Annotated in this window: 21 protein-coding genes; 15 read left to right on the plus strand and 6 right to left on the minus strand. The window is 61.2% G+C overall.

What is annotated here, in order from left to right; all coding sequences use genetic code 11:
• Positions 1-29: 29 nt before the first annotated feature.
• The 3 genes from GEV01_RS03510 to GEV01_RS03520 all read right to left on the minus strand — a co-directional run bounded on the left by GEV01_RS03510 (position 30) and on the right by GEV01_RS03520 (position 3,372).
• Positions 30-314, minus strand: a complete 285-nt coding sequence (locus tag GEV01_RS03510) for a hypothetical protein (protein WP_152801720.1) — start codon at positions 312-314, stop codon at positions 30-32.
• 138 nt (positions 315-452) lie between these two features.
• Complete coding sequence (locus tag GEV01_RS03515; protein ID WP_152801722.1) at positions 453-1,103, minus strand: PEP-CTERM sorting domain-containing protein; 651 nt, start codon at positions 1,101-1,103, stop codon at positions 453-455.
• A 181-nt stretch (positions 1,104-1,284) separates the two neighbouring features.
• Positions 1,285-3,372, minus strand: a complete 2,088-nt coding sequence (locus GEV01_RS03520) for a 3-hydroxyacyl-CoA dehydrogenase NAD-binding domain-containing protein (protein ID WP_152801724.1) — start codon at positions 3,370-3,372, stop codon at positions 1,285-1,287.
• A gap of 390 nt (positions 3,373-3,762) precedes the next feature.
• Between GEV01_RS03520 and GEV01_RS03525 the strand changes: the two genes are divergently transcribed.
• The 7 genes from GEV01_RS03525 (at position 3,763) to GEV01_RS03555 (ending at position 11,130) form a co-directional block, all read left to right on the plus strand.
• Positions 3,763-5,460 (plus strand): methyl-accepting chemotaxis protein, encoded by a 1,698-nt coding sequence (locus tag GEV01_RS03525; protein ID WP_152801726.1) that lies wholly within the window; start codon positions 3,763-3,765, stop codon positions 5,458-5,460.
• A gap of 2 nt (positions 5,461-5,462) precedes the next feature.
• Positions 5,463-6,290: a CheR family methyltransferase gene (locus GEV01_RS03530; protein ID WP_152801728.1), complete on the plus strand. Its 828-nt coding sequence runs from the start codon at positions 5,463-5,465 to the stop codon at positions 6,288-6,290.
• Between the two features lie 7 nt (positions 6,291-6,297).
• Positions 6,298-6,858, plus strand: coding sequence for a chemotaxis protein CheD (locus tag GEV01_RS03535; protein ID WP_152801730.1), 561 nt, complete (start codon positions 6,298-6,300; stop codon positions 6,856-6,858).
• On the plus strand, positions 6,845-8,374 hold the full coding sequence (locus GEV01_RS03540) for a chemotaxis protein CheW (RefSeq protein WP_152801732.1): 1,530 nt from the start codon (positions 6,845-6,847) through the stop codon (positions 8,372-8,374). Before GEV01_RS03535 ends, GEV01_RS03540 begins: the two co-directional genes overlap by 14 nt.
• 64 nt (positions 8,375-8,438) lie before the next feature.
• Complete coding sequence (locus tag GEV01_RS03545; protein ID WP_152801734.1) at positions 8,439-9,131, plus strand: DUF4197 domain-containing protein; 693 nt, start codon at positions 8,439-8,441, stop codon at positions 9,129-9,131.
• Positions 9,132-9,250: 119 nt separating this feature from the next.
• Entirely contained in the window at positions 9,251-9,700 is a 450-nt protein-coding gene (locus GEV01_RS03550) for a MarR family winged helix-turn-helix transcriptional regulator (RefSeq protein WP_152801736.1), read from the plus strand.
• Positions 9,697-11,130, plus strand: coding sequence for an MDR family MFS transporter (locus GEV01_RS03555; RefSeq protein WP_152801738.1), 1,434 nt, complete (start codon positions 9,697-9,699; stop codon positions 11,128-11,130). Before GEV01_RS03550 ends, GEV01_RS03555 begins: the two co-directional genes overlap by 4 nt.
• Positions 11,131-11,137: 7 nt before the next feature.
• Here GEV01_RS03555 and GEV01_RS03560 read toward each other — a convergent pair whose 3' ends face one another.
• Entirely contained in the window at positions 11,138-12,784 is a 1,647-nt protein-coding gene (locus tag GEV01_RS03560; protein ID WP_152801740.1) for a 3-(methylthio)propionyl-CoA ligase, read from the minus strand.
• 223 nt (positions 12,785-13,007) lie between these two features.
• Here GEV01_RS03560 and GEV01_RS03565 point away from each other — a divergent pair, with 223 nt between their 5' ends.
• The 7 genes from GEV01_RS03565 (at position 13,008) to GEV01_RS03595 (ending at position 18,360) form a co-directional block, all read left to right on the plus strand.
• Positions 13,008-14,405: a protein adenylyltransferase SelO gene (locus GEV01_RS03565; RefSeq protein WP_235914195.1), complete on the plus strand. Its 1,398-nt coding sequence runs from the start codon at positions 13,008-13,010 to the stop codon at positions 14,403-14,405.
• 14 nt (positions 14,406-14,419) lie between these two features.
• A complete protein-coding gene (msrB, locus tag GEV01_RS03570; RefSeq protein ID WP_020703277.1) occupies positions 14,420-14,815 on the plus strand; it encodes a peptide-methionine (R)-S-oxide reductase MsrB in 396 nt (131 codons plus the stop codon).
• Positions 14,816-14,828: 13 nt separating this feature from the next.
• Entirely contained in the window at positions 14,829-15,458 is a 630-nt protein-coding gene (locus tag GEV01_RS03575) for a septation protein A (RefSeq protein ID WP_152801744.1), read from the plus strand.
• On the plus strand, positions 15,455-15,739 hold the full coding sequence (locus tag GEV01_RS03580) for a BolA family protein (protein ID WP_152801746.1): 285 nt from the start codon (positions 15,455-15,457) through the stop codon (positions 15,737-15,739). Before GEV01_RS03575 ends, GEV01_RS03580 begins: the two co-directional genes overlap by 4 nt.
• 122 nt (positions 15,740-15,861) lie before the next feature.
• Complete coding sequence (locus GEV01_RS03585; protein WP_008448369.1) at positions 15,862-16,641, plus strand: peptidylprolyl isomerase; 780 nt, start codon at positions 15,862-15,864, stop codon at positions 16,639-16,641.
• A 102-nt stretch (positions 16,642-16,743) separates the two neighbouring features.
• Positions 16,744-17,520, plus strand: coding sequence for a peptidylprolyl isomerase (locus GEV01_RS03590; RefSeq protein WP_152801747.1), 777 nt, complete (start codon positions 16,744-16,746; stop codon positions 17,518-17,520).
• Between the two features lie 171 nt (positions 17,521-17,691).
• Positions 17,692-18,360, plus strand: coding sequence for a DNA alkylation repair protein (locus GEV01_RS03595; protein ID WP_152801749.1), 669 nt, complete (start codon positions 17,692-17,694; stop codon positions 18,358-18,360).
• Here GEV01_RS03595 and GEV01_RS03600 read toward each other — a convergent pair.
• Positions 18,313-19,335: an AraC family transcriptional regulator gene (locus GEV01_RS03600; protein WP_217428340.1), complete on the minus strand. Its 1,023-nt coding sequence runs from the start codon at positions 19,333-19,335 to the stop codon at positions 18,313-18,315. The two genes, GEV01_RS03595 and GEV01_RS03600, sit on opposite strands and share 48 nt — an antisense overlap.
• 92 nt (positions 19,336-19,427) lie before the next feature.
• On the opposite strand from GEV01_RS03600, the gene GEV01_RS03605 reads away from it, so the two are divergent.
• Complete coding sequence (locus GEV01_RS03605) at positions 19,428-20,063, plus strand: hypothetical protein (RefSeq protein ID WP_152801753.1); 636 nt, start codon at positions 19,428-19,430, stop codon at positions 20,061-20,063.
• Between the two features lie 46 nt (positions 20,064-20,109).
• On the opposite strand, the gene purL is transcribed toward GEV01_RS03605, so the two are convergent.
• Positions 20,110-24,159 (minus strand): phosphoribosylformylglycinamidine synthase, encoded by a 4,050-nt coding sequence (gene purL, locus GEV01_RS03610; protein WP_152801755.1) that lies wholly within the window; start codon positions 24,157-24,159, stop codon positions 20,110-20,112.
• Positions 24,160-24,337: the final 178 nt, after the last annotated feature.

Consider the following 24,337-nt stretch of genomic DNA (forward strand, 5'->3'; position numbering starts at 1 on the left):
AGACATGCAGATTGCTGCATGTCTTTCCGTTACGCGGCGCCGGTCAGTTTCAAGAAATGCGTGAAATTCTCGGGCGAAGAAAAGAACTGTTCGACCGGGACAGGCTGACCGTTGCGCACCATCGCGCTCAAGTCCGGCGCAGTGACCGGATCAGCAGACGCGGCCAGCGTTACCGGCGAGTCCGACGACAAGAGCGAGCTCGCCTGCTTCCCCACCATCAACCCGCAGGTAGCAGTTGCTACGGTGAGCGCCGCACCTTGTACAAGAAAACGGCGACGTTGCTGCGCAAACGGCGACGAATTTAATGGCTTCATACTTCCCCCTGGTTTCATGTTAAAGAGTGAACGTATCACAACAATATAATTATTGCAATCACATGCAGGCCGCAGCAGCAGGGCAAAAAAAGGCCGCCTGAAAGGCGGCCGAAGCGCTTAAACGAGAAAGCGGAATATTTATCGAACTTGTTGACGACGACTACCCACTACCCCCACCAGGACCAGTCCGGCCAACAACATAGCGTAGCTCGACGGTTCAGGAACCGCCGCTACGTCGGAAGACAGGAATTCCACACGCAGGCCGGTCGGATTGCCGCCGTTCTGCGCCCAGTTGCCAACCACGAATTGCAAAGTATTGACGCCAGCCTGGAAGCCGCTGCTGGCCGCAAAGCCGTTCCAGGCGGTGAAGCCGCTGCCGCTGGCGATGACTTGATTGTTCAGTTTGATCACGGCGTCGTTGTCGGCGGCAAAGCGGCCGGTGAAGGCTGCCGTGGCGGCGTTGTAGCCACTCAGGTCGAACGATAAGGTGTAGGTGTAGGTGCCGGCGCTGAACGCGTCAAAACTCTGGCCTTGCGAGGCGGTTGGCGTGATCCATTTCGACGTGCCATCGTTGGCGAGCCACGGGCTGATCGGCCAGACGTTGTCGAACGTGATCACCGGCACGGTGTTGCCGATGACGGTATCGCTGCTGGCTGCGTTCAGGCTGTAATGGGTGTCGCCGCTGCCGTTGGCACCGATGCCGGTGTTGTACAGGTTGTTGATGCGGACTGCGTGCGCGGAGGAGATTGCTGCGAATGCCAATGCTGCGGCAAGGACGATGCGTTTCATGTGTGCCTCTAAAAATGAGTTGGGTGGTAACGTGTACTTCACGCTGCGACTCGAACCGTTTTTTAGGGCTTCGAAGAAAGTGCTGCTGGTTTGGAGGAATTATAGCGACAATTGGAGAGAAATGCTCACACGCAACGAAAATTTTTTGTGCATGTGAGCTTTTTCAGACAGCAGTGAACGATCAGCTATTGAAGCCCTTGCCCTCTTCGGCCAGCTTGACCAGCAGCGGCGCCGGCTTCCACGCACCGCCCTGGTGGCCCTGGGCGTACTTGTTGATCGCCGCCAGCACGTTCGGCAGACCCACCGTGTCGGCATAGAACATCGGGCCGCCGCGGAACAGCGGGAAGCCGTAGCCGGTCAGGTAGACCATGTCGATGTCCGACGCGCGCAAGGCGATGCCCTCTTCCAGGATGTGCGCGGCTTCGTTGACCATCGAGTACACCAGGCGTTCGACGATCTCCTGGTCGCTGATCTTGCGGCGCGCAACGCCGATGTCGGCCGAGTGCTGCACGATCATGGCGTTGACCTGCTCGTTCGGATACGCCTTGCGGTCGCCCGCCTTGTAGTCGTACCAGCCGGCGCCGGTCTTCTGGCCGAAGCGGCCCATCTCGCACAGCAGGTCGGCAGTCTTGGAATAGCTGATTTCCGGCTTCTCCACGTAGCGGCGCTTGCGGATGGCCCAGCCGATGTCGTTGCCGGCCAGGTCGCCCATGCGGAACGGGCCCATGGCGAAGCCAAACTTCTCGACCGCCTTGTCGACCTGCTCCGGCAGCGCGCCCTCTTCCAGCAGGAAGCCGGCCTGGCGGCTGTACTGCTCGATCATGCGGTTGCCGATGAAGCCGTCGCACACGCCCGACACCACGCCGGTTTTCTTGAGTTTTTTCGACAGCGCCAGCGCCGTGGCCAGCACGTCCTTGCCGGTCTGCGCGCCGCGCACGATTTCCAGCAGCTTCATCACGTTGGCCGGCGAGAAGAAGTGGGTGCCGATGACATCCTGCGGACGCTTGGTGAAGCCGGCGATCTGGTTGAGGTCCAGCGTGGACGTGTTGGAGGCCAGGATGGCGCCCGGCTTCATCACCTCGTCGAGCTTGCGGAACACGGTCTCCTTGACGCCCATGTCCTCGAACACGGCCTCGACCACGATATCGGCCTGGCCGATATCCTCGTAGGCCAGCGTGCCGCTGACCAGGGCCATGCGTTGGTCGAACTTCTCCTGCGTCAGCTTGCCCTTCTTCATGGTGTTTTCGTAGTTCTTGCGTATCGTGGCCAGGCCTTTGTCCAGCGCTTCCTGCCTGGTTTCCAGCATGACGACCGGGATGCCGGCGTTCAGGAAGTTCATGGCGATGCCGCCGCCCATGGTGCCGGCGCCGATCACGGCGGCCTGCTTGATGGCGCGGGTCGGCGTGTCGGCCGGCACGTCCGGCACCTTGCTGGCGACGCGCTCGGCGAAGAAGGCGTGGCGCAGCGCTTTCGATTCGGTGGTCTGGATCAGGTGCAGGAAGCGCTCGCGCTCGAACTTCATGCCGTCTTCGAATTTCATCGTCACCGAAGCGGCCACGGTTTCCACGCACTCCAGCGGCGCCGGGAACGGGCCGGACATGGCCTTGACGGTGTTGCGCGAGAATTGCAGGAAGGCTTCGTGGTTCGGGTAGTCCACCTTACGGTCGCGCACTTTCGGCAGCGGACGCGCATCGGCGATCTTCTCGGCAAAGGCGACGGCGGAGCTGACCAGGTCGGCATCGGCGGCGAACACCTGGTCGAACAGCGCGGTGCCGGCCAGCTTGTCGGACAGCACCGGCGTGCCGGAGACGATCATGTTCAGCGCCATTTCCAGGCCGAGCACGCGCGGCAGGCGCTGCGTGCCGCCTGCGCCCGGCAGCAGGCCCAGTTTGACTTCCGGCAGCGCGATCTGCGCGCCCGGCATCGCCACGCGGTAGTGGCAACCCAGCGACAGCTCCAGGCCGCCGCCCATGCAGACGGTGTGGATGGCCGCAACCACCGGCTTGGTCGAGCTTTCGGCGGTGGCGATCAGCGTGTGCAGGCTGGGCTCGGTCAACGCTTTCGGCGAATTGAATTCCTTGATGTCGGCGCCGCCGGAAAAGGCCTTGCCGGCGCCGGTGATGACGATGGCTTTGACGGCGTCGTCCGCCAGCGCCTGCTGGATGCCCTTGACCGCCGCCGTGCGGGTGGCCAGGCCCAGGCCGTTGACCGGCGGATTGTTCAGCGTGATGACGGCAACGGTGCCGTGGACTTGATATTCAGCAGTCATGTCTCTTCCTTATGTTTTTTGGTGGGAATCTCAGCCCGCCTACTATACCGCATAAAAGAACGGTCGTATTATTTTTTTGAAGGGCGTTACGGCATGGTACAGGAAGGTGCGATGGGCAGTCTGGCAAACTTGCCGTTTCGCCCACCGCTTTTGAATGCCGCGATTACGCTTTTTAAATAAGCGAGATTCTAACCAATACTCACATTCATATTAATTCCTCGTGGCAAATTAAGTACATGCGCGACGAAATTATAAATACGAGGCTTGTGTTCGATTCAAATCCGGATAAATAATGGCTACAGATTCCTCGGCAGCGAATGAATACAGCCAATTGAATTCCGATCAATATTTCCCCTCAATTAATTCTCTCAAAATATAACAGGACTTTATATGGACGCGCATAGCCAGGTAATCAAATCACAAGATCTTGATATTCAAGCCATTAATACCGCGCTGAATCGCGTGCAGGCGCTGATCGAGTTCTCCCTCGACGGCACCATCCTGCACGCCAACGAAAACTTCCTGAAAACCGTGGACTACACGCTGGAGGAAGTCCAGGGCAAGCACCACTCGATCTTCTGCGATCCCGAATACGTAAAGACTCCTGAATACAAGGACTTATGGGCCCGCCTGGGGCGCGGCGAGTACGACCGCGGCGAGTACAAACGGGTCGCCAAGGGCGGCCGCGAGGTGTGGATCAGCGCCTCCTACAACCCCATCATCGACGCCGACGGCAAGGCCTACAAGGTGATCAAGTTCGCCACCGTCATCACCGACAGCAAAATCAAGAACGCCGAGTACGAAAGCAAGGTGGCCGCCATTTCCAAGGCTCAGGCGGTGATTGAATTCGACATGGCCGGCCATGTCCTGAATGCTAACGATAATTTCCTTAATACCATGGGTTATACCCTGGAAGATATCAAGGGCGAACACCACCGCATGTTCTGCGAACCGGAGTATGCGAATAGCTCGGAATATAAACGATTCTGGCAGAAATTAAACCGCGGCGAATTCGATGGTGGCCGCTACAAGCGAATCGGCAATAATGGCAAAACCATATGGATACAAGCCACCTACAATCCCGTGCTCGATCTGAACGGCAAACCGTATAAAGTCGTCAAGTTCGCCAGCGACATCACCGACCAGGTCAACCTGGAAAACTCGGTGGCGGCCAAGGCTGAGGCGGACGGCGCCAAGATCACGCGCCTGCTCGAATCGGTCGACCGGGCCGCATCGGGCGACCTGACCAGCAAGATCGTCGTCGACGGCGACGAGCCGCTGGACCACCTGGCCCAGGGCATAGGCAAGATGATCACCGACCTGCGCAAGGTCATCAGCGATGTCGTGGCCTCGGCCAACGGCTTTGCCGACGCCTCCACCACCATCGCCGAGCGCTCCAACGGCGTCGCCGTGGGCACTCAGGCGCTGGGCGCCACCGTGGAGGAAATGAATGCCTCCATCGACGGCCTGACCAATTCGATCAACACCATCGCCCAGAACACCAACGACGCCGACTCCCTGGCCAAGGCCACCCAGCACGAAGCTGAGGCCGGCGCCAAGGCGGTGGCCAAGTCGATCGAGGCGATGGACCTGATCAACCGTTCGTCCGAGGACATCGGCGAAATCGTCAAGGTCATCAGCGAGATCGCCAACCAGACCAATATGCTGGCCTTCAACGCCGCCATCGAGGCCGCCCGCGCCGGCGAACACGGCCTGGGCTTCTCGGTGGTTGCCGACGAGGTGCGCAAGCTGGCCGAGCGTTCGTCGCAGGCCACCAAGGAAATCTCCAAGCTGATCAACGAGTCGGTCAAGCGGGTCTCGGCCGGCAGCGAGATTTCGCGCCAGGCCAGCGACGCCTTCGACAAGATCGTCGCCGGCGTGGCCAAGACCACCATTGCGATCTCGGACATCTCCACCGCCACCAACGAGCAGCTGCTGACGGCGCGCGAAGTCAGCACGGCCGTGCAGTACATCGCCGAGGAAGCCGAGAAATCGGCCGCCGCCTGCGACAGCATCGCCCGCTCGACGGAAGGCTTGAACCAGCGCGCCGGCGACCTGAATAAAACCGTAGCCGGCTTCGTGGTGTGACGATGAGCGCCAGCGCCGGACTGAGCCCAGCAACGCTGAGCGCCCTCATCGCGCTGGTGCGCAAGCACACCGGCATCGCGATGAGTGAGCGCAAAAGCATCTTGCTGGAACGGCGCCTGCGGCCACGCATGCAGGCGCTGGAGATCGGCAGCTACCAGGCTTATCTGGACAAGGTGGAACAGGACCGGGCCGAGATTCCGCATTTCATCGACCTGGTCACGACCAACGACACGCTGTTCTTCCGTACGCCGCAAGTCTGGGACTACGTGGAGCAGGAGTTTCTGCCGCAGTGGTGGCAAACGCATCAAGGCAAGCGACTCAAGGTGTGGTCGGCCGCCGCCGCCAGCGGCGAGGAGCTGTACTCGATGGCCATGTTGTGCGAAGAGTTCCAGGAAGCGCATCCGGGCTTCAGCTACCAGATCCACGCGACCGATATCTCGCAGCAGATCCTGGCGGTGGCACGGGCTGGCGAGTACACCGGCCGCTCGGTCGAGCGCATCCACGCCTCGCATCCGGACTGGGTGAAGAAGTACTTCAAGCCCAGCGCCAAGGGCCTGCAAGTGGTCGAAGCGCTGAAGAAAAACGTGGAGCTGGCCCAGCATAACCTGCTGACTCTGCTGAAGCCGCACAAGCAATTCGACCTGGTATTCCTGCGCAATGTGCTGATCTACTTCGACCAGCAACATCAGGAGACCGTACTGAAGCAGGCCCGCCACAGCATGGCCCCCCACTCCAGGTTGATCCTGGGCGAATCCGAATCGATCGGCGGCCTCGATACCGCCTACCACTTCGAACGGCCGATGATTTATTCGATGGAAAAACCTGGGTAGCCCGACCATGGAAGCGACAACCAGCGCCGGCAGCGGCATCAACACGATAAGCGAATTCGGCGGTCTGAACCCCGCCGCCATGCCGCACTGTCTGCAAGTCCCGATGGGCAAGCTGAAGATAGGCGTGCGCACCGACCAGCTGCAAGCGCTGCTGGGCTCCTGCGTCGGCATCGCCTTCCTGTGGAAGAAGCGCGGCTGCTGCGGCCTGGCCCACTGCCTGCTGCCGGAAGCACCGGAGCAGGACTGCGAGATCGGCGCCCGCTATGTCAGCCAGGCCGTGCCCTCGCTGCTGCGCCTGATGGGCGCAACCGAAGCCGACTATCCCGATATCGAAGTGGTGGTCGCCGGCGGCGCCCATATGTTCCAACGCCATTCGTCGCGGCTGCAGGTGGGCCAGCAGAACGCCGCCGCCGCCCACAAATACCTGCGCCAGTGCGGCCTCAACGTCAGCTACTGCCGGCTGGGCGGCAAGTGCGGCCGCACGCTGACCATCGATTGCGCCACCCAGAGCTACGCCGTCACCGACATCATCGCCACCGCAGAGGACCAGCTCCATGCCCGCCACTAGCAGCAACGCCGCCACCTCCTCCGTCACCGAACTGTTCGGCTCCTTCGTGCTGGGCGGCGAAGAGTTCGCGCTGCCCGCGATCTGCATCCGCGAGGTGGTCAACTTCCCCGCCAAGATCAGCGCCCTGCCGCTGTCGCCGGCCTTCCTGGAAGGCGTGTTCACGCTGCGCGGCACGGTGATCCCGGTGGTCAACCTGGGCCGCGTGTTCCGGCCGGAGGCGCGCGCGGCCGAGGTCAGCGACAAGATCGCCATCCTCGATTTCCAGGGCGTGCTGGTCGGCATATTGTTCGACGCCACCGGCGAGATCCTGCGCGTGCGCCCCGAACAGCGCAGCACGCTGAGCTATGCCAACGGCGACACCCACGGCGTGGTGGCCGGCACCATCCTGCTGGACGACGGCGCCCGCCTGGTGCAGGTGCTGGACCCGGGGGCGCTGGTGCGCATCGAGAACGTGCCGCAGGTGCTGGCGCTGCAAGGCGCACACCGGCAGCAGGCGCGGCGCAACCAGGGCGAGCGGCGTCAGTGCGTCAGCTTCCGCGTCGCCGGCTCGTCGTTCGCCTTCGAGATGAGCGCGATCCAGGAGATCATCCGCGTGCCCGAGCTGCAAGCCTCGGTGCTCAACAGCGCGCTGTGCCTGGGCCGCATCAACTTCCGCGGCAGCCAGGTGGCCGTGGTCGATTTCAACACGCTGCTCAACGCCGCGCCGGTGCAGGCGGTGCAGACCGAGCGCCAGTTCCTGCCAGATCAGCGCATCGTCATCGCCCGCATCGACGACGCCACCATCGGCTTCCTGGTCGATTCGGTCGACAACATCGTCAACTTCTACAGCGAGGAAGTGATGGCCATCCCGCTGCTGAGCAAGGCCCGCGCCGGCATGTTCGGCGGCTGCATCGCCAAGCCCGAGCTGGGCGACATCATCTTCCTCAACCACCGCGAAATCTTCAGCAGCAACGAGATCAAGGAAATGCGCGCCGGCCACGCCAACCTGTATCCCAAGGACGAGGCCGTGAAGACGGAGCGCGATCCAAAACAGGGGCAGCGCCAGGTCTACATCACCTTCGCGCTGGAGAACACCTACGCGCTGGAGATCAAGCAGGTGCGCGAGATCATCGATTTTTCCGGCGACATCACGCGGCCGCCCGGCATGCCCGCCTTCATGCGCGGCATGCTGAACCTGCGCTATCAGATGATCAGCGTGATCGACCTGCGCCAGCTGTACCAGATGCCGCCGCTGGACAAACTGGAGCAGGCCAAGATCCTGATCGTCGAGCGCGGCGAAGACTTGTACGGGCTGATGGTGGACGCGGTCGAGAACATCATGACCGTCAACGACAGCCGCCGCTTCGCCGCACCCAAGATGCTGCGCAACCCGAACGTGGAAGGCGATCCGCGCGGAGAAATGGACGAGGTGATCGACATCGAAGGCGAAGGCGGCAGCCACAAGACGCTCAGCGTCTTCGAATGCGACCGCCTGCTGCAACGGCTGGCGCGGGAGTTGCCGGCACTGGCGGCATGAGCGGCGCTGGGGTACAGTAGCATCATGCCGGCGACCGCCGGCCGTGCCAACCTGGAGGTCCACCATGCTCATTTCCCGCCGCGCCGTCGCCCTGCTGCTTCCCCTGACACTGGCTGCGGCCAGCGCCTATGCGCTATCGCTGGCCGATCTGAGCAACCAGGATGCATCCGGCGGCCTGAAGGCGGCGCTGGAAAAAGGCTCGTCGCTGGCCGTTTCCAAGCTGGGCGCGGAGAACGGCTTCCTGAACAATGAGAAGGTGCGCATCCCGCTGCCAAAGATACTTGAGCAGGCGCGTCCGCTGTTGAAGATGACCGGCAAGGGCCAGCAGCTCGACGATCTGGTGGTGCAGATGAACCACGCGGCCGAGGCAGCCGTGCCGATGGCCAAGCCGCTGCTGATGGATGCCGTCAAATCGATGAGCATCACCGACGCCAAGAATATCCTGACCGGCGGCGACACCTCGGTGACGGACTTCTTCCGCGAGAAGACGTCGCCGAAACTGGCGGTGCAGTTCCTGCCGATCGTGAAAAAAGTCACCGACCGCTCGGACCTGGCCAACAAGTACAACACCGCGATGGCGATGGCGCCCAAGCTCGGCGTACTGGCCAAGGACCAGGCCACGGTCGAAGGCTATGTCACCCAGCGCGCGCTGGACGGCCTGTACACGATGATAGGCGAGGAAGAAAAAGCCATCCGCGCCGATCCGCTCGGCGCAGGCAGCAAGCTGATCGGCAAGGTGTTCGGCGCCCTCAAGTAGCAGCAGCTTTAACAGACGTTTCCTCCCTCAGCCCGGTTCGCCGGGCTTTTTTTTGCCTTGAAAAGCGGCAGGCCGTGGTTTAATATAGATAGGTAGCCTACCTATTTTATGAGATACCCATGCCCGCCGAACCTCCCATCCCCAAGCACGCCATCGCGCTGGCCGACGACTTGCGCACCGCCCTGCACCACGTGTTCCGCCGCATCCGCCAGGAGGGCGACAGCGATCCGCACGGCTTGTCGCTGCAGCACAAGCTGCTGCTGTCCGCCATCAGCACGACGCCCGGCATCGGCGTGGCCGAGCTGGCGCGCATGGAAAAGCTGCGCGGCCCCACCATGAGCGGCCACATCAAGGCGCTGGAAAACGCTGGCCTGGTGCGGCGCGATACGCCCAATCCCGAGGACCGCCGCCGCGTCGGCCTGCTGCTGACCGAGCAAGGCGCGGCCGTGCTGCAAGACATCCGCAGCCGCCGCCTGGACTGGCTGGCCCGCAAGCTGGCGCAGCTGCCGCCGGAAGGCGCACAAGCACTGCGCCATGCCATCCAATACCTGAACGAGGTCGGCGAATGAGCGCTCATACCGCAAACGGTGCGCCGGCCACGGCGAAGGAAATCCGCGCCATCTATATGGGCCTGGTCATCATGATCGGCCTGGCCGCGCTGGACCAGAGCATCGTCGCCACCGCGCTGCCGCGCATCGTCTCCGACCTGGGCGGCATGGCCCATCTGTCGTGGGTGGTGACGGCCTATGTGCTGGCATCGACCGCCACCATGCCGCTGTACGGCAAGCTGAGCGACCAGTACGGCCGCAAGCCGCTGCTGTACGCGGCCATCATCATCTTCCTGACCGGCTCGGCCTTGTGCGGCCTGGCGCAGAACATGATGGAGCTGATCGTCTTCCGCGCCATCCAGGGCCTGGGCGCGGGCGGCTTCCTGCCGCTGGCGCAGATCGTCATTGGCGACCTGATACCGCCGGCCGAACGCGGCAAGCGCCAGGGCAGCATCGCCGCCGTGTACGCGGCCACCAGCGTGCTGGGGCCGGTGCTGGGCGGCCTGTTGACGGACTGGCTGTCGTGGCACTGGATCTTCTACGTCAACGTGCCGGTGGGCGCGGCGGCGCTGTATGTGATTTCCAAGTCCATGCACCACAACAGCCCGCACCGCGAGCACAAGATCGACTACCTGGGCTCGGTGCTGATGACCGCTGCGGTGACGGCGGCGCTGCTGGTGCTGGCGCTGGGCGGCACCGAATGGCCGTGGGATGGCAGCGAGGTGAAATACCTGAGCGCGCTGGCGGCGGTGCTGACGGCCGCGCTGCTGTGGCATGTGCGCCGCGTGCCGGAGCCGGTGCTGCCGCCGGACCTGTTTCAGAACCGCGTGTTCAACGTCGCCAGCGTGGTGCTGGCGTTGACCTTCGTCGGCATGATGGGCTCCAGCGTGTTCTTCCCGCTGCTGTTCCAGATGGTGATGGGCGCCAGCCCGGCCAACTCGGGCCTGCTGACGGTGCCGATGATGGTGGGCCTGGTGATCTCGTCGTCGCTGAACGGACGCGTGCTGGCCAGGTCCGGCGGACGCTACAAGCCGGCGCAGCTGCTGGGTCTGAGCCTGGCGACCGCGTCGTTCGGCGTGCTGGCCTGGGGCATCGCCGGATCGGCGGGCTATCTGGTGATGGAGCCTGCCATGTTCGTGCTCGGCGCCGGCCTCGGCCTGGTGATGCCGAATATGACGATGGCTGTGCAGAACGCACTGCCCGCCTCGCGGCGCGGCGTCGGCACGGCGATGCTGGCCTTCTTCCGCTCGCTGGGTGGGCTGGTCGGCGTGACCGGTTCGGGCGCCATCCTGGCCCATCAACTGCACGGCCAGGCGGCGACGGCGCAAGTCTACCGCCACGCCATCGGCAATATCTTCGGCGCCGGCACGCTGTTGGTCGGGCTGGGATTGCTGACCTTGCTGCTGTTACCGGAGCTGCCGATGGCGCTGCATCCAGCCGCCAAAAAATAAGGCGGCTTTATGCGGTGGGCAGGCGGTAGTTCCTGTAGTGCTCGCGCAGTTTGTTTTTCTGGATCTTGCCGGTGCCGCCCACCGGCAAGGCATCGGTGAACACCACATCGTCCGGCAGCCACCATTTGGCCACCTTGCCGTGGAAGTGGGCCAGCAAGTCGTCGCGGCTGACTTCCTGCCCCGGCCGCAGCACCACCACCAGCAGGGGCCGCTCGTCCCACTTGGGATGGGCGACGCCGATGCAGGCGGCCTGCATCACCGCCGGATGCGACATGGCGACGTTCTCCAGGTCGATGGTGCCTATCCATTCGCCGCCGGATTTGATGACGTCCTTGCTGCGGTCGGTGATCTGCATGTAGCCGTCTTCGTCGATGGTGGCGACGTCGCCAGTCGGGAACCAGCCGTCCTGCAGCACGTCGCCGCCTTCGTTCTTGAAGTAGCGCGAGATGATCCACGGGCCCTTGACCAGCAGATGGCCGTAGCTGACACCGTCCCACGGCAGTTCCTTGCCGTCGTCGTCGGTGATCTTCATGTCGACGCCGTAGATGCCGTGGCCCTGCTTTTGCAGGATCTTGCGCTGCTCTTCCTTGCTCAAGTCCAGATGCTTGGTCAGCAAGCCGCCGGCCGTGCCCAGCGGCGACATCTCCGTCATGCCCCACGCATGGATCACCTCCACGCCGAACTCGTCGATCAGCGCGTTCATCATCGCCGGCGGGCAGGCCGAGCCGCCGATCACCGTGCGGCGGAAGGTCGAGAACTTCAGCTTGTTCTGCATCGCGTAGTTGATCAGGCCCAGCCACACGGTCGGCACGCCGGCCGAGAACGTGACCTTTTCCTTCTCCATCAGCTCGTAGACCGACTTGCCGTCCAGCGCGGGGCCGGGGAACACCATTTTCGCGCCGGACAGCGGCACCGAATACGGCAGCCCCCAGGCGTTCACATGGAACATGGGCACGACCGGCATCACGGTATCGCGCGAGGAAACGTTGAGCACGTTCGGCAGCGCCGATGCGTAAGCGTGCAGCACCGTTGAGCGGTGCGAGTACAGCGCGCCCTTGGGATTGCCTGTGGTGCCGGAGGTATAGCACAGCGTGCAGGCGGCGTTCTCATCGAACAGCGGCCATTCGTAATCGGGGGAATGGGCGTTGATCAGGTCTTCGTAGCACAGCAGGTTCGGTATCTTGGTTTCGGCCGGCATGCGGTCGGCCGCGCCCAGCAGGATGTAGCCCTTGATGGTCTTGCACATCGGCGCGAACGCTTCCACCAGCGGCAGGAAGCAGAAATCGAACATCAGGTACTGGTCTTCGGCATGGTTGCAGATGTAGGCCAGCTGCTCGGGATGCAGGCGCGGATTCATCGTATGCAGCACGGCGCCCGAGCCGGACACGCCGTAATAGGCTTCCAGGTGGCGATAACCGTTCCAGGCCAGCGTGGCGACGCGCTCGCCCATGCGTACGCCTAAGCCGTGCAAGGCGTTGGCCAGGCGTTTGCTGCGCTGCTGGCATTCGCGCAGTGTGTAGCGGTGCAGGTCGCCTTCAACCCGCTGCGAGACGATCTCGCTGTTGGCGTAGTGCCGGGCGGCGAAGTCCAGTATGCTGGAAACGAGCAAGGGCTGGTTCATCATCTGGCCCATCAGCGGACTCTGGGGATACATGCAAGCTCCGGGAAAAGTTGATTTTATATGAACGAGTTTGGAATGCCCGGCCAAGGAGCGTCAATGCATTTCGATGCTGCACTGCGGCATGCCCTTGCTGCGGTAAAATCGCAGGCTTGCGCCCTATGGGGCTTATTCAGAAACGGGAACTGCCATTACTGCCTCTAAACTGCCGCTGGACAATTCCTTCGCGTCCCTGCCGCCCGCCTTCTACACCCGTCTGATGCCGACGCCGCTGCCGGCGCCGTATCTGGTCGCCGTCAGCGCGCCGGCCGCCGAGCTGGTCGGGCTGACGCCTGCGCAACTAGCCGACAGCCTCGACGTTTTGATCGGCAACGCCGCGCCAGAGCGCGCGCTGCCGCTGGCCGCCGTGTATTCCGGCCACCAGTTCGGCGTATGGGCCGGCCAGCTGGGCGACGGCCGCGCCATGCTGTTCGGCGATGTCGCCACCGCCGAAGGCCCGATGGAACTGCAATGGAAAGGCGCAGGCCTGACGCCGTACTCGCGCATGGGCGATGGCCGCGCGGTGCTGCGCTCGTCGATTCGTGAATTCCTGTGCTCGGAAGCGATGCATGGGCTGGGCATCCCGACCTCGCGCGCGCTGTCGGTGGCGGGATCGGACCAGGGTGTAATGCGCGAAACCGTGGAGACATCCGCCGTGGTGGTGCGCATGGCGCCCACCTTCGTACGCTTCGGCTCGTTCGAGCACTGGTTCTACCGCAACAAGAACGACGAGTTGAAAATCCTGGCGGACTACGTCATCGACCGCTTTTATCCGGCGTTGCGCGAAGAAGACAATCCTTACCAGGCTTTGCTGGCCGAGGTGACGCGCCGCACGGCGCAAATGATCGCCCACTGGCAGGCTGTCGGCTTCATGCATGGCGTGATGAACACCGACAATATGTCCATCCTCGGCCTGACGCTGGATTACGGCCCGTTCGGCTTCATGGAGGCCTTCGATTCCGACCACATCTGCAACCACACCGACCAGCAGGGACGCTACTCGTACGCCAACCAGCCGCAGGTCGGCCATTGGAACTGCTACGCACTGGGCCAGGCGCTGCTGCCGCTGATCGGCGAGGTCGAGGCCACGCAGGCTGCGCTGGACGTCTACCAACCGGCATTCGCCGCCAAGATGGACGAGCTGCTGCGCGCCAAGCTGGGCTTGTCCCAGTTGGAGCAGCATGCCGACGCCGACCGTGCGCTGTTCGACGCCATGTTCGCGCTAATGGATGCCAACCATGTCGATTTCACCCTCTTCTTCCGCCGCCTGAGCGGCTTGAAGGCAGCCGACACCAGCGGCGACGAACCACTGCGCGACCTCTTCATCGACCGCCCGGCCTTCGACGCCTGGGCCGCGCAGTACCGCGCCCGTCTGCAGGCCGAAGCCAGCGACGACAGCGCCCGTCAGCTTGCGATGAACAAGGTCAACCCCAAATACGTGCTGCGTAATTACCTGGCGCAAATTGCCATTGAAAAAGCACAAAATAAGGACTTTACTGAGGTGGAGCGATTGCTGTCAGTTTTGCAGCGCCCATACGACGAACAGCCTGAGCACGATCAATATGCAGCCTTGCCGCCGGACTGGGCAAGCCATCTCGAAGTAAGCTGTTCTTCTTAAGCGAGCACTAAGCCATGAGCAATAAAGTCACCAAATCCGACGCCGAATGGCGCGCCATGCTGGACCCTATGGAATACCAAGTCACCCGGCACGCCGCCACCGAACGCGCTTTCACCGGCAAGTTCTGGGATCATCACGAACACGGCATCTACACCTGCGTGTGCTGCGACACGCCCTTGTTCCGTTCCGACGCTAAATTCGATTCCGGCTGCGGCTGGCCGAGCTACTTCGAAGCGCTCGATCCGGCCAATGTCATCGAAAAAACCGACCGCACCCATGGTATGCTGCGCACCGAAATCATTTGCGCGGTGTGCGACGCCCATCTGGGCCATGTGTTCCCGGACGGCCCTCCTCCAACCGGATTGCGCTATTGCATCAATTCGGCCTCGCTGCGCTTCGACCCACAATAACGCCTGAGACAACATGAAATTTCTGTTCGACCTGATCCCGCTGCTGCTGTTCTTTGTCGCTTACAAGCTGTCGGGCTGGAATGCGGAAGCGGCCCAGCACTTCATTAACACCTATCTCAGCGGCATCGTCTCCGGCGGCTCGGTGACGGCGGATCAGTCTCCTATCGTCATCGCGACGCTGGTCGGCATACTCGCCACGGCGTTGCAAATCACCTACGCCAAATTACGAAACGGTAAGGTTGATTCCGTGCTGTGGTTCTCGCTGTTCATGTTCGTCGTCTTCGGCGGCATGACGATCTATCTGCACGACGAAGATTTCATCAAATGGAAACTCAGCATTTTCTATTGGGCATTCGCGCTGGGCCTGTTCATTAGCGAGTTCGTCTTTAAAAAGAATCTGATGCGCAAGTCGATGGAGGAAATCGTTCAATTGCCGGACCAGGTTTGGAGCCGCTTGAATTGGGCCTGGATCTGCTTCCATACGGCAATGGGATTCCTGAATTGGTATGTCGCCTTCGTTTGGTTTAAAGGCGACACCAGCTCCTGGGTCAGTTTTAAGGCCTTTGGCGCCACCGGCATCATGTTTGTGTTTATCGTCGGTCAAACCATCTACCTGTCGCGTCACATGAAGGATGAAGCATGAGCGGAATCAATACAGACGACCGCATGGAGCGCATGCGCAGCCGCTTCCAGGCCGCCCTGGCACCGCTGGAACTGACGCTGGATGACGACTCCGCCCTGCACGCCGGCCATGCCGGCGCGGCCTCGGGTGGGGGTCATTACAACGTTAGAATTGTTTCGTTACAATTCGAGGGGCTCAAACTCGTCACAAGACATCGACTCGTGTATGATTCCGTGCACGATATGATGCATAAAGAAATTCATGCATTGGCCATTACCGCATTGGCTCCGTCCGAAGTATGATGTAGCGCTTGGTCGGGGAGCGGTCGCTATCGGTTTCAAAATAATTGAACACAAAGACAGATAGCAGATCCAACTCCTGCCCAGGCAATTTCGCTAAAACTTTCCCCTTACAGGAATTAATAATGACTTTCAAGCCAGCCAGTTTGCTGATTGCACTTCTCGCCGTTGCCGCCGTACCTGCTTTCGCTCAAAACGTTGCCGTAGTTAATGGCAAAGCCATCCCAACCTCGCGCGTTGACGCCGTGGTCAAGCAAGTCGTTGCCCAAGGCCAGCAGCCGGATTCGCCTCAACTGCGCGAACTGATCAAGAAAGACCTGATCGGCCGCGAAGTAATGATGCAGGAAGCGGAAAAACAAGGTTTCGGTAAAGATGCAGCGGTCAAGACGCAAATCGAAAACGCCCGCCAGGCCATCATCGTCAACGCACTGGTCGGCGACTACATGAAGAAGAACCCGGTTTCGGATGCCGACATCAAGGCTGAATACGACCGCTTCGTGGCCCAGAACGGCGACAAGGAATACCATGTCCGCCACATCATGATGGCAACCGAAGCTGAAGCGAACGACGTCATCGCCAAGATCAAAGGCGGCGCCAAGTTCGAAGAACTGGCAAAAGCGTCGAAAGACACCGGTTCCGCAGCCAATGGCGGCGATCTGGATTGGGCAGTACCTTCGTCCTACCCACCAGCATTCTCGGCAGCCTTCGTCGGCCTGCAAAAAGGCCAAGTCACCGAGAAGCCAGTTCAAACCCCGAACGGCTTCCACGTGATCAAAGTGGACGACATCCGTGCAGCCAAACTGCCGACCCTGGAAGAAGTGAAGCCGCAAGTTGCGGAAGCACTGGCCCAGAAGAAACTGCAAGCCTACCAGGAAGAACTGGTCAAGAAAGCAAAAGTGCAGTAATGTTATAGATGAGGCGGCGCCCTGCGGGGCGCCGTTTTTGATTTTGCGTTGGTACAATGCACCGCCCGAGTGCGATTTCTTGTTTTTTTATAGGATTTAATAATGATGTTGAAGCCAACCCGCCTGTTGTTAGCACTGATCGCTGTCGTCGCAGCTCCGGTATTCGCGCAAAACGTCGCGACCGTTAATGGCAAGGCTATTCCTGCCGCTAAAGTAGACCAGATGGTCAAACAAGTAGTAGCGCAAGGTCAGCAGCCTGACAGCCCGCAACTGCGTGAGATGGTCAAGAAAGAATTGATCGGCCGCGAAGTCATGATCCAGGAAGCGGATAAACAAGGTTTCGGCACCAAGCCTGAAGTTAAAGCAGCAATCGAAAACGCACGTCAAAGCATTATCATCAACGCGATGCTGGCTGACTACGTTAAAAAGAATCCGATTAAAGACACCGAGATCAAAGCTGAATACGACAAGTATAAAGCTGCCATGGGCGAGAAAGAATATCACTCGCGTCACATCCTGGTCGCAACCGAACAGGAAGCCAAGGATATTATCGCCAAGCTGAAAGCCGGCGGTAAATTCGAAGAACTGGCCAAAGTGTCGAAAGACGGTTCGGCTAATAACGGCGGCGATCTGGGCTGGATGGCTCCGGGCAAACTGGTAAAACCTTTCGCCGATGCGATGGTTGCTCTGAAAAATGGTGAAATCACCCAGACCCCGGTTAAAACCGAGTACGGTTATCACGTGATCAAGCTGGAAGAATCCCGCGCCACCAAACTGCCTGCAGTTGAAGAAGTCAAAGGCCAGATTGCTGAAGCACTGCAGCAGCGTAAAATCGCCGCCTTCCGCGACGAGCTGACCAAGAAAGCCAAAGTCCAATAAGCCGGGCTTCCGCTCTCCCCAAAAAAGCGCCTCCTGAGGCGCTTTTTTATTTGACCGGCGACGTAGCACTCGCCGTTTCTTTTGCCCACCGCAAGCCAGAATCTGGCAAATACGTGCCAACTTCTGGCGTACCTAAGGGGCTACACGCAAAATCATCTATACTGGCCAACGATGACTCCAGAATTCCACACAGCACTCGACACCGCCCTCGCCCATGCCGCCACGCCCGGGCGCGCTCCGGCCGTGCGCGCTTACATGCGCGACCAGTTCGATTTCCTGGGCGTCGGCACGCCGCAAAGACGGCAGGCCGCCAAGCCTTTACTCCAGCAATTAAAAGGCATAAGCGCGGATAATTTAATTCTTTATGCGCGCGCATTATGGGATTTTCCGCAAAGGGAATATCAATATGTCGCAATCGATCTGCTGGCGATGCACTGGAAACAATTGGAGCTGGCGCATATTCCCGATCTACTGGAGCTGGTCCAGAGTAAATCATGGTGGGATACGGTGGATGCGCTGGCTGCGGTAATCGGCGATGTTTTGCGTTATCGCCATGATGGAATGGACCAGGCTATCGAGCATAACGATATGTGGGTGCGCCGGATCGCCTTATTGCATCAATTAGGTTGGCGCGACAAGGTGGATGTTGAAAGACTATTCAATTACTCTCTCATGCTCGCGCACGAAAAAGAATTTTTCATACAAAAAGCAATCGGCTGGGCGTTGAGGGATTATGCCCGCCATGATCCCGATGCCGTCCGCGCATTTACATCAAAAGAAAAACATCGGCTTTCAGCGCTCAGTTATCGCGAGGCCAATAAACATCTTTCGACGCCATGAGCTGGGTGTATCGCCGCTCCATCGTAAAAAGGCGCGATTAAAAGCGCTTTGCTCGGAATAACCCAACAGTAATGCGACTTCGGGCAATGCCAGGCGCTTATCACGCAAATAGCCTTGCGCCATCTGCAGACGAGTTTCGTCCAATAACACCCGGAATGTATTACCGCCTTGCTCCAATTTCCGACGCAGTGTGCGGCCGGACATATTCAATTCGTCCGCGATTTGATCAAGAAACGGCTCGCCTTTAATCAAAGCGCTGGCAATATGGCGCCGGACCAGTTGGGCCAGATCGTCTTTTTGCGGCAATGCCGCCAGACGTTGTTGCACCTGAGACTCCAGCATCGCCACCAAAGCCGGATCAGGCTGGCGTAACGGCAAGCTCAGCAAACTGACCGCAAAGTCGATTCTGGTGGCCGCCGCAGCAAAGACCAGCGCACAACGGAACAGCGCAACATACGGCGCCAGATCCGCTGGTTGCGGCTCAACGAAGTGAACGGCCAAAGGCGCCACATCGCTGCCGGTGATATCCCGGGCGAACTGCACCAGCGCCGCCATACCGCATTGATTCACCAGCAAGCCCACGCCGCGCGACTCGGCGCTCCATTCCAGCACCAGAGCGTTGTTGTCGAGCCGGTAGCCGACCGGGCTGACATCGTGCACCAGCCGCTGATAGCGCACGTAGCGCTCCAGTGCCGCCGGAACCCCGCTGGATGCCAACAGAACGTAGCCTAAGGCCCCCAAATGCGCGGGAGAGATGGTCGCGCCCACCCGCAGGCCCAGCGCGGGATCGTCCAGGTGCCGCGCGGCGCGCTCCAGCAGCATCTGCCAGTGCCGGGCGGAATAGGACAGCCCGCCGGCATCCGCCGCAGGCGCAGACTCTCCCAAGACTGTCTCAGCGGCGCACCCCTGCCCTTCGAGGTAATCGAACAGCATGCGGACGTAGGTGCCTGGAATGGCCGGAGGAGTTTTCTGCATGGCCTGAATTGTCAAAAAATATGTCCTACCTTGTCAAGCCAGCAATGCTCCCCGTGCCTAGAATCGTTTCATCTTCACCACGGGAGCAAGCCATGATCGCAGCATCCGCAGCACCGGCCCAGGAACTGGTCCGCAACGCATCGCATTTTCAGTGGTACATCATTCCGCTGCTTTTGCTGGTGATACACGCCTACGGCGAACAGGCTTCCGCCAGACGCTGGAACGTGGTGCTGGCGGGCCTGGCGTTCTGGCTGATGGATTGGGTCAACGAGATCTGGAACGGCATGCTATTCCACTTCTCCGGCTTTGCGCCGGCCTGGAGCACACCGAATGGTTCCGCCTATGTCTTGCTGATCGGCCTGAACATCGAGATCAGCTTCATGTTTGCCATCATGGGGCTGTACGCGGCGCGCACGCTGCCCGCCGACCGCAAGCTGAAGATTGCCGGTATCAACAACCGCTGGCTACTGGCCGCCGTCAACTCGGTGCTGTGCGTGTGCGTGGAAGTCTGGCTGAACCACATCGGCGCGCTGGTCTGGGAATGGCCTGCGTGGAACCTGAGCGCGCCGTGGCTGATCTGGCTGATCGGCTACCTGCCGTTCTTCGTGGTCGCCTACTGGGTGCACGACATGACGTCGCTGAAGCGGCAGATCACCGTGGTTGCCGCGCTGGCTGCGGGCGTGAGCGTAGCGCTGGCAGTCTTCGGCGGCGTGTTGGGCTGGATATAAAAAAAGGCCGGATCGCTCCGGCCTTTGCTTATCTTACCTGCCTTGCTTACCCAACGAACTTGCGCGCGTTGCGGAACATGCGCATCCAAGGCGAATCCTCGCCCCACGATTCAGGGTGCCACGACTGCTGCACCGAGCGGAATACGCGTTCGGCGTGCGGCATCATCACGGTGAAGCGGCCGTCGGCCGTCGTCACCGAAGTCAGGCCTTGCGGCGAACCGTTCGGATTGTACGGATAGGCTTCGGTAGCGGCGCCACGGTTGTCGACGAAGCGCATCGCTGCCACGGCTTCGTTGATGTTGCCGGTCTGCGTGAAGTCCGCATAGCCTTCGCCGTGGGCGATGGCGATAGCGGTCTGCGTGCCGGCCATGCCGTTGAAGAAGATCGACGGCGAGTCCAGCACTTCCACCATCGCGAAGCGCGCTTCGAATTTCTCCGATTTGTTGGTGGTGAACTTAGGCCACGCATGCGCGCCAGGGATGATCGACTTCAGATTGCTCATCATCTGGCAACCGTTGCAGACACCCAGGCCGAAGCTGTCGGTGCGCGCGAAGAAGCGGGCAAACTGCTCGGCCAGCGCGGCGTTGAACAGAATCGTCTTGGCCCAGCCTTCGCCGGCGCCCAGCACGTCGCCGTACGAGAAGCCGCCGACGGCGATGATGCCCTGGAAGTCATCCAGCTTGACGCGGCCAGCAATCAGGTCGCTCATGTGCACGTCGACGGCGTTGAAGCCTGCCTGGTGCATCACGTATGCGGTCTCGATGTGCGAGTTGACGCCCTGCTCGCGCAGGATCGCCACGCGCGGACGCACGCCGGTCGCCAGGAACGGCGCCGCGACATTCTCGGTCAGGTCGAAGGTGATCTTCGGCGTGATGCCAGGATCGGTTTCGTCCAGGATGCGGTCGTATTCGGCATCGGCGCAGGCCGGATTGTCGCGCAGGCGGGCGATACGCCAGCTGGTCTCACTCCACAGACGGTGCAGTTCCGAGCGCGGCTTGGTGTAGATGATCTTGGCGTCACGGGTGAACTCGATCACGCCACGGTCGTTCGGCTTGCCGATGATATGGCTGCATGCGCCCAGGTTGAAGGTGCGCAGCACGTCCATCACCAGCGACTTCTCTTCGGCGCGAACCTGGATCACAGCACCCAGCTCTTCGGAGAACAGCGCGCGCAGCGTTTGCTCGTTGCGGCGTTCGGCGATCTGGCCGGCCCAGTTCTTGGCGTCGCCCTGGTCGGCGCCGTGGCCTTGTTCCAAGGTCAGGATGTCGAGGTTGATCGACAGGCCCGCACGGCCGGCGAAGGCCATCTCGGTCAGCGTGCCATACAGGCCGCCGTCGGATCGGTCGTGGTAGGCCAGCAGCTTGCCGTCGTTGTTCAGTTGCTGGATCGCGGTGAAGAAGGCTTTCAGGTCTTCAGGGCTGTCCACGTCAGGTGCTTCGTTGCCCAGCTGACCCATGACCAGCGACAGCGCGGATGCGCCCAGACGGTTCTTGCCGCGACCCAGATCGATCAGGATGATGGCGGTGTCGCCAGCGTCGGTCTTGATCTGCGGGGTCAGCGACTTGCGTACGTCGTGCACCGGCGCGAAGGCCGAGACGATCAGCGAAACCGGCGAGGTGACAGCCTTTTGGTCGCCTTCATCCTTCCAGGTGGTGCGCATCGACAGCGAGTCTTTACCGACCGGGATGCTGATACCCAGCGCCGGGCACAGCTCCATGCCGACTGCCTTGACAGTGTCGAACAGCGCTGCATCCTGGCCAGGCTGGCCGCAGGCGGCCATCCAGTTGGCGGACAGTTTGATGTCGGAGATATCCTTGATCGGCGCGGCGGCGATGTTGGTGATCGCCTCGGCGACGGCCATGCGGCCCGACGCTGCGGCGTTGATCACGGCCAGCGGAGTACGCTCGCCCATCGCCATCGCTTCGCCCAGATAGCCTTCGAAGCTCATCGCGGTGACGGCGCAATCGGCTACCGGCACCTGCCATGGGCCGACCATCTGGTCGCGCACGGACATGCCGCCCACGGTACGGTCGCCGATGGTGATCAGGAAGGACTTGTCGCCAACGGTAGGCAGCAGCAGCACGCGCTTGGCGGCTTCTTCCAGGTCCATGCCGGTCAGGTCGATCGCAGGGAATTCGTTTTGTACGTGATGCACGTCGCGCTGCATCTTAGGCGGTTTGCCCAGCAGGACGTCCATCGGCATGTCGACAGGCTCGTTGCCCAGCTCAGGATCGATCAGCTTCAGTTGACGCTCTTCGGTCGCGGTACCGACGACTGCGAACAGGCAGCGCTCACGCTCGCACAGCGCCTTGAACATCGGCAGGCTGTCCGGCGAGATCGCCAGCACATAGCGCTCTTGCGATTCGTTGGACCAGATTTCTTTCGGCGCCATGCCGCTTTCTTCCAGCGGGATCTTGCGCAGGTCGAAGATCGCGCCGCGCTTGGCGTCGTTGGTGATCTCCGGGAAGGCGTTCGACAGACCGCCTGCGCCGACGTCGTGGATCGAGATGATCGGATTGTTGGCGCCCAACTGCCAGCAGCCGTTGATGACTTCCTGCGCACGGCGTTCCATCTCTGGATTGCCGCGCTGGACCGAGTCGAAGTCCAGGTCCGCAGTGTTGGTGCCGGTGGCCATCGACGACGCGGCCGAGCCGCCCATGCCGATGCGCATGCCCGGACCACCCAGCTGCACCAGCAGGCTGCCGACCGGGATGTCGTTCTTGTGCGTGTGCTGGCCGGAGATGTTACCGATGCCGCCCGCGATCATGATCGGCTTGTGGTAGCCGAACACGGTGTCGTGCGCGCCGGCGAACTGCTTGCCGATATTCTGTTCGTAGGTACGGAAGTAACCGCCCAGTACCGGACGGCCGAATTCATTGCTGAACGCAGCGCCGCCCAGCGGGCCTTCGATCATGATCTGCAGCGCCGAAGCGATGCGGTCTGGCTTGCCGTAGGCCTTGCCGCTGTTGCGGTAGTCGGCCACTGGCGCGGTGACGTCGGCATCGTTTTCCCATGCCTGCACGGCGCCCGGCAGCATCAGGTTCGACACGGTGAAGCCGGTCAGGCCAGCCTTCGGCTTGGCGCCACGGCCGGTCGCGCCTTCATCGCGGATCTCGCCGCCGGCGCCGGTGGAGGCGCCAGGGAACGGGGAGATCGCGGTCGGGTGATTGTGGGTTTCCACTTTCATCAGTGTGTGCGTCAACTCGGTGGTCGGCGCGTACTGGTGCGCGTCGCCCTGCGGGAAGAAGCGCATCACTTCCGCGCCTTCCATGATCGACGAGTTGTCGCTGTAGGCGACGATGGTGCCTTTCGGCTGCAGCTGGTGGGTGTTCTTGATCATGCCGAACAGCGACTTGGTCTGCGCTTCGCCGTCGATGGTCCAATCGGCGTTGAAGATCTTGTGGCGGCAGTGCTCCGAGTTCGCCTGCGCGAACATCATCAGCTCGACGTCGGTCGGGTTGCGGCCGGCCTTGGTGAAGGCGGCGTCCAGGTACTCGATCTCGTCGTCCGACATCGCCAGGCCCAGGTCCGTGTTGGCCTTTTCCAGCGCTGCCTTGCCCATGCCGATCACGTCCACCGATTCCAGCGGCTTCGCTTCCAGCGTGCGGAACAGGCCGGCGGCTTCGTCAGGATGGCGCAGCACCGATTCCGTCATGCGGTCGTGCAGCAACGCGGCGACGGCCTGCACTTCTTCGTCCGACAGCTTCTTGGCGGCGCCGATGCTGCTGCCCAAAATGCCGGTCTTCAGATTGATGCGGAAGGCGATGCCGCGCTCGACGCGCTTGATGTGCGCCATGCCGCAGTTGTGGACGATGTCGGTGGCTTTCGAAGCCCACGGCGAGATCGTGCCGAAACGCGGAATGACGAAGAACTCTTCGACTGCACCGTCGGTGTTGTCGGCGTGGGCCGGCTCACCGTAGGTCAGCAGCGCGCCGAGGCGGCTGGTGTCGTCGGCCGATAGCGGCGCGGCGGCATCGATGAAGTGGACATAGCGCGCCTGGACGGCGGCGACGGCAGGCAGCGCGGCTTGCAGTTGAGTTAACAGGCGTTGGCTACGGAATGCGGACAGGGCGTTGGAGCCCGGCAGGATCAACATATTTGGAGGATGGTTGATGCAGCGTGGCTGCGGATTAAAGGTAGATGGAGCACGAGATACTTGTAATGCATAATTTCCTTTGCGCGCATTATACCCGTTACGCCGTCGTCTATACAGCGCCAATTCGGGCCAAAAACTGCCGTCAAAGCAACATTTTCAGTCATTTTGGGCGGGTTTA

The sequence above is a fragment of the Rugamonas rivuli genome, from assembly GCF_009380165.1.
In the GTDB taxonomy this organism is placed as follows: Bacteria; Pseudomonadota; Gammaproteobacteria; order Burkholderiales; family Burkholderiaceae_D; genus Rugamonas; species Rugamonas rivuli.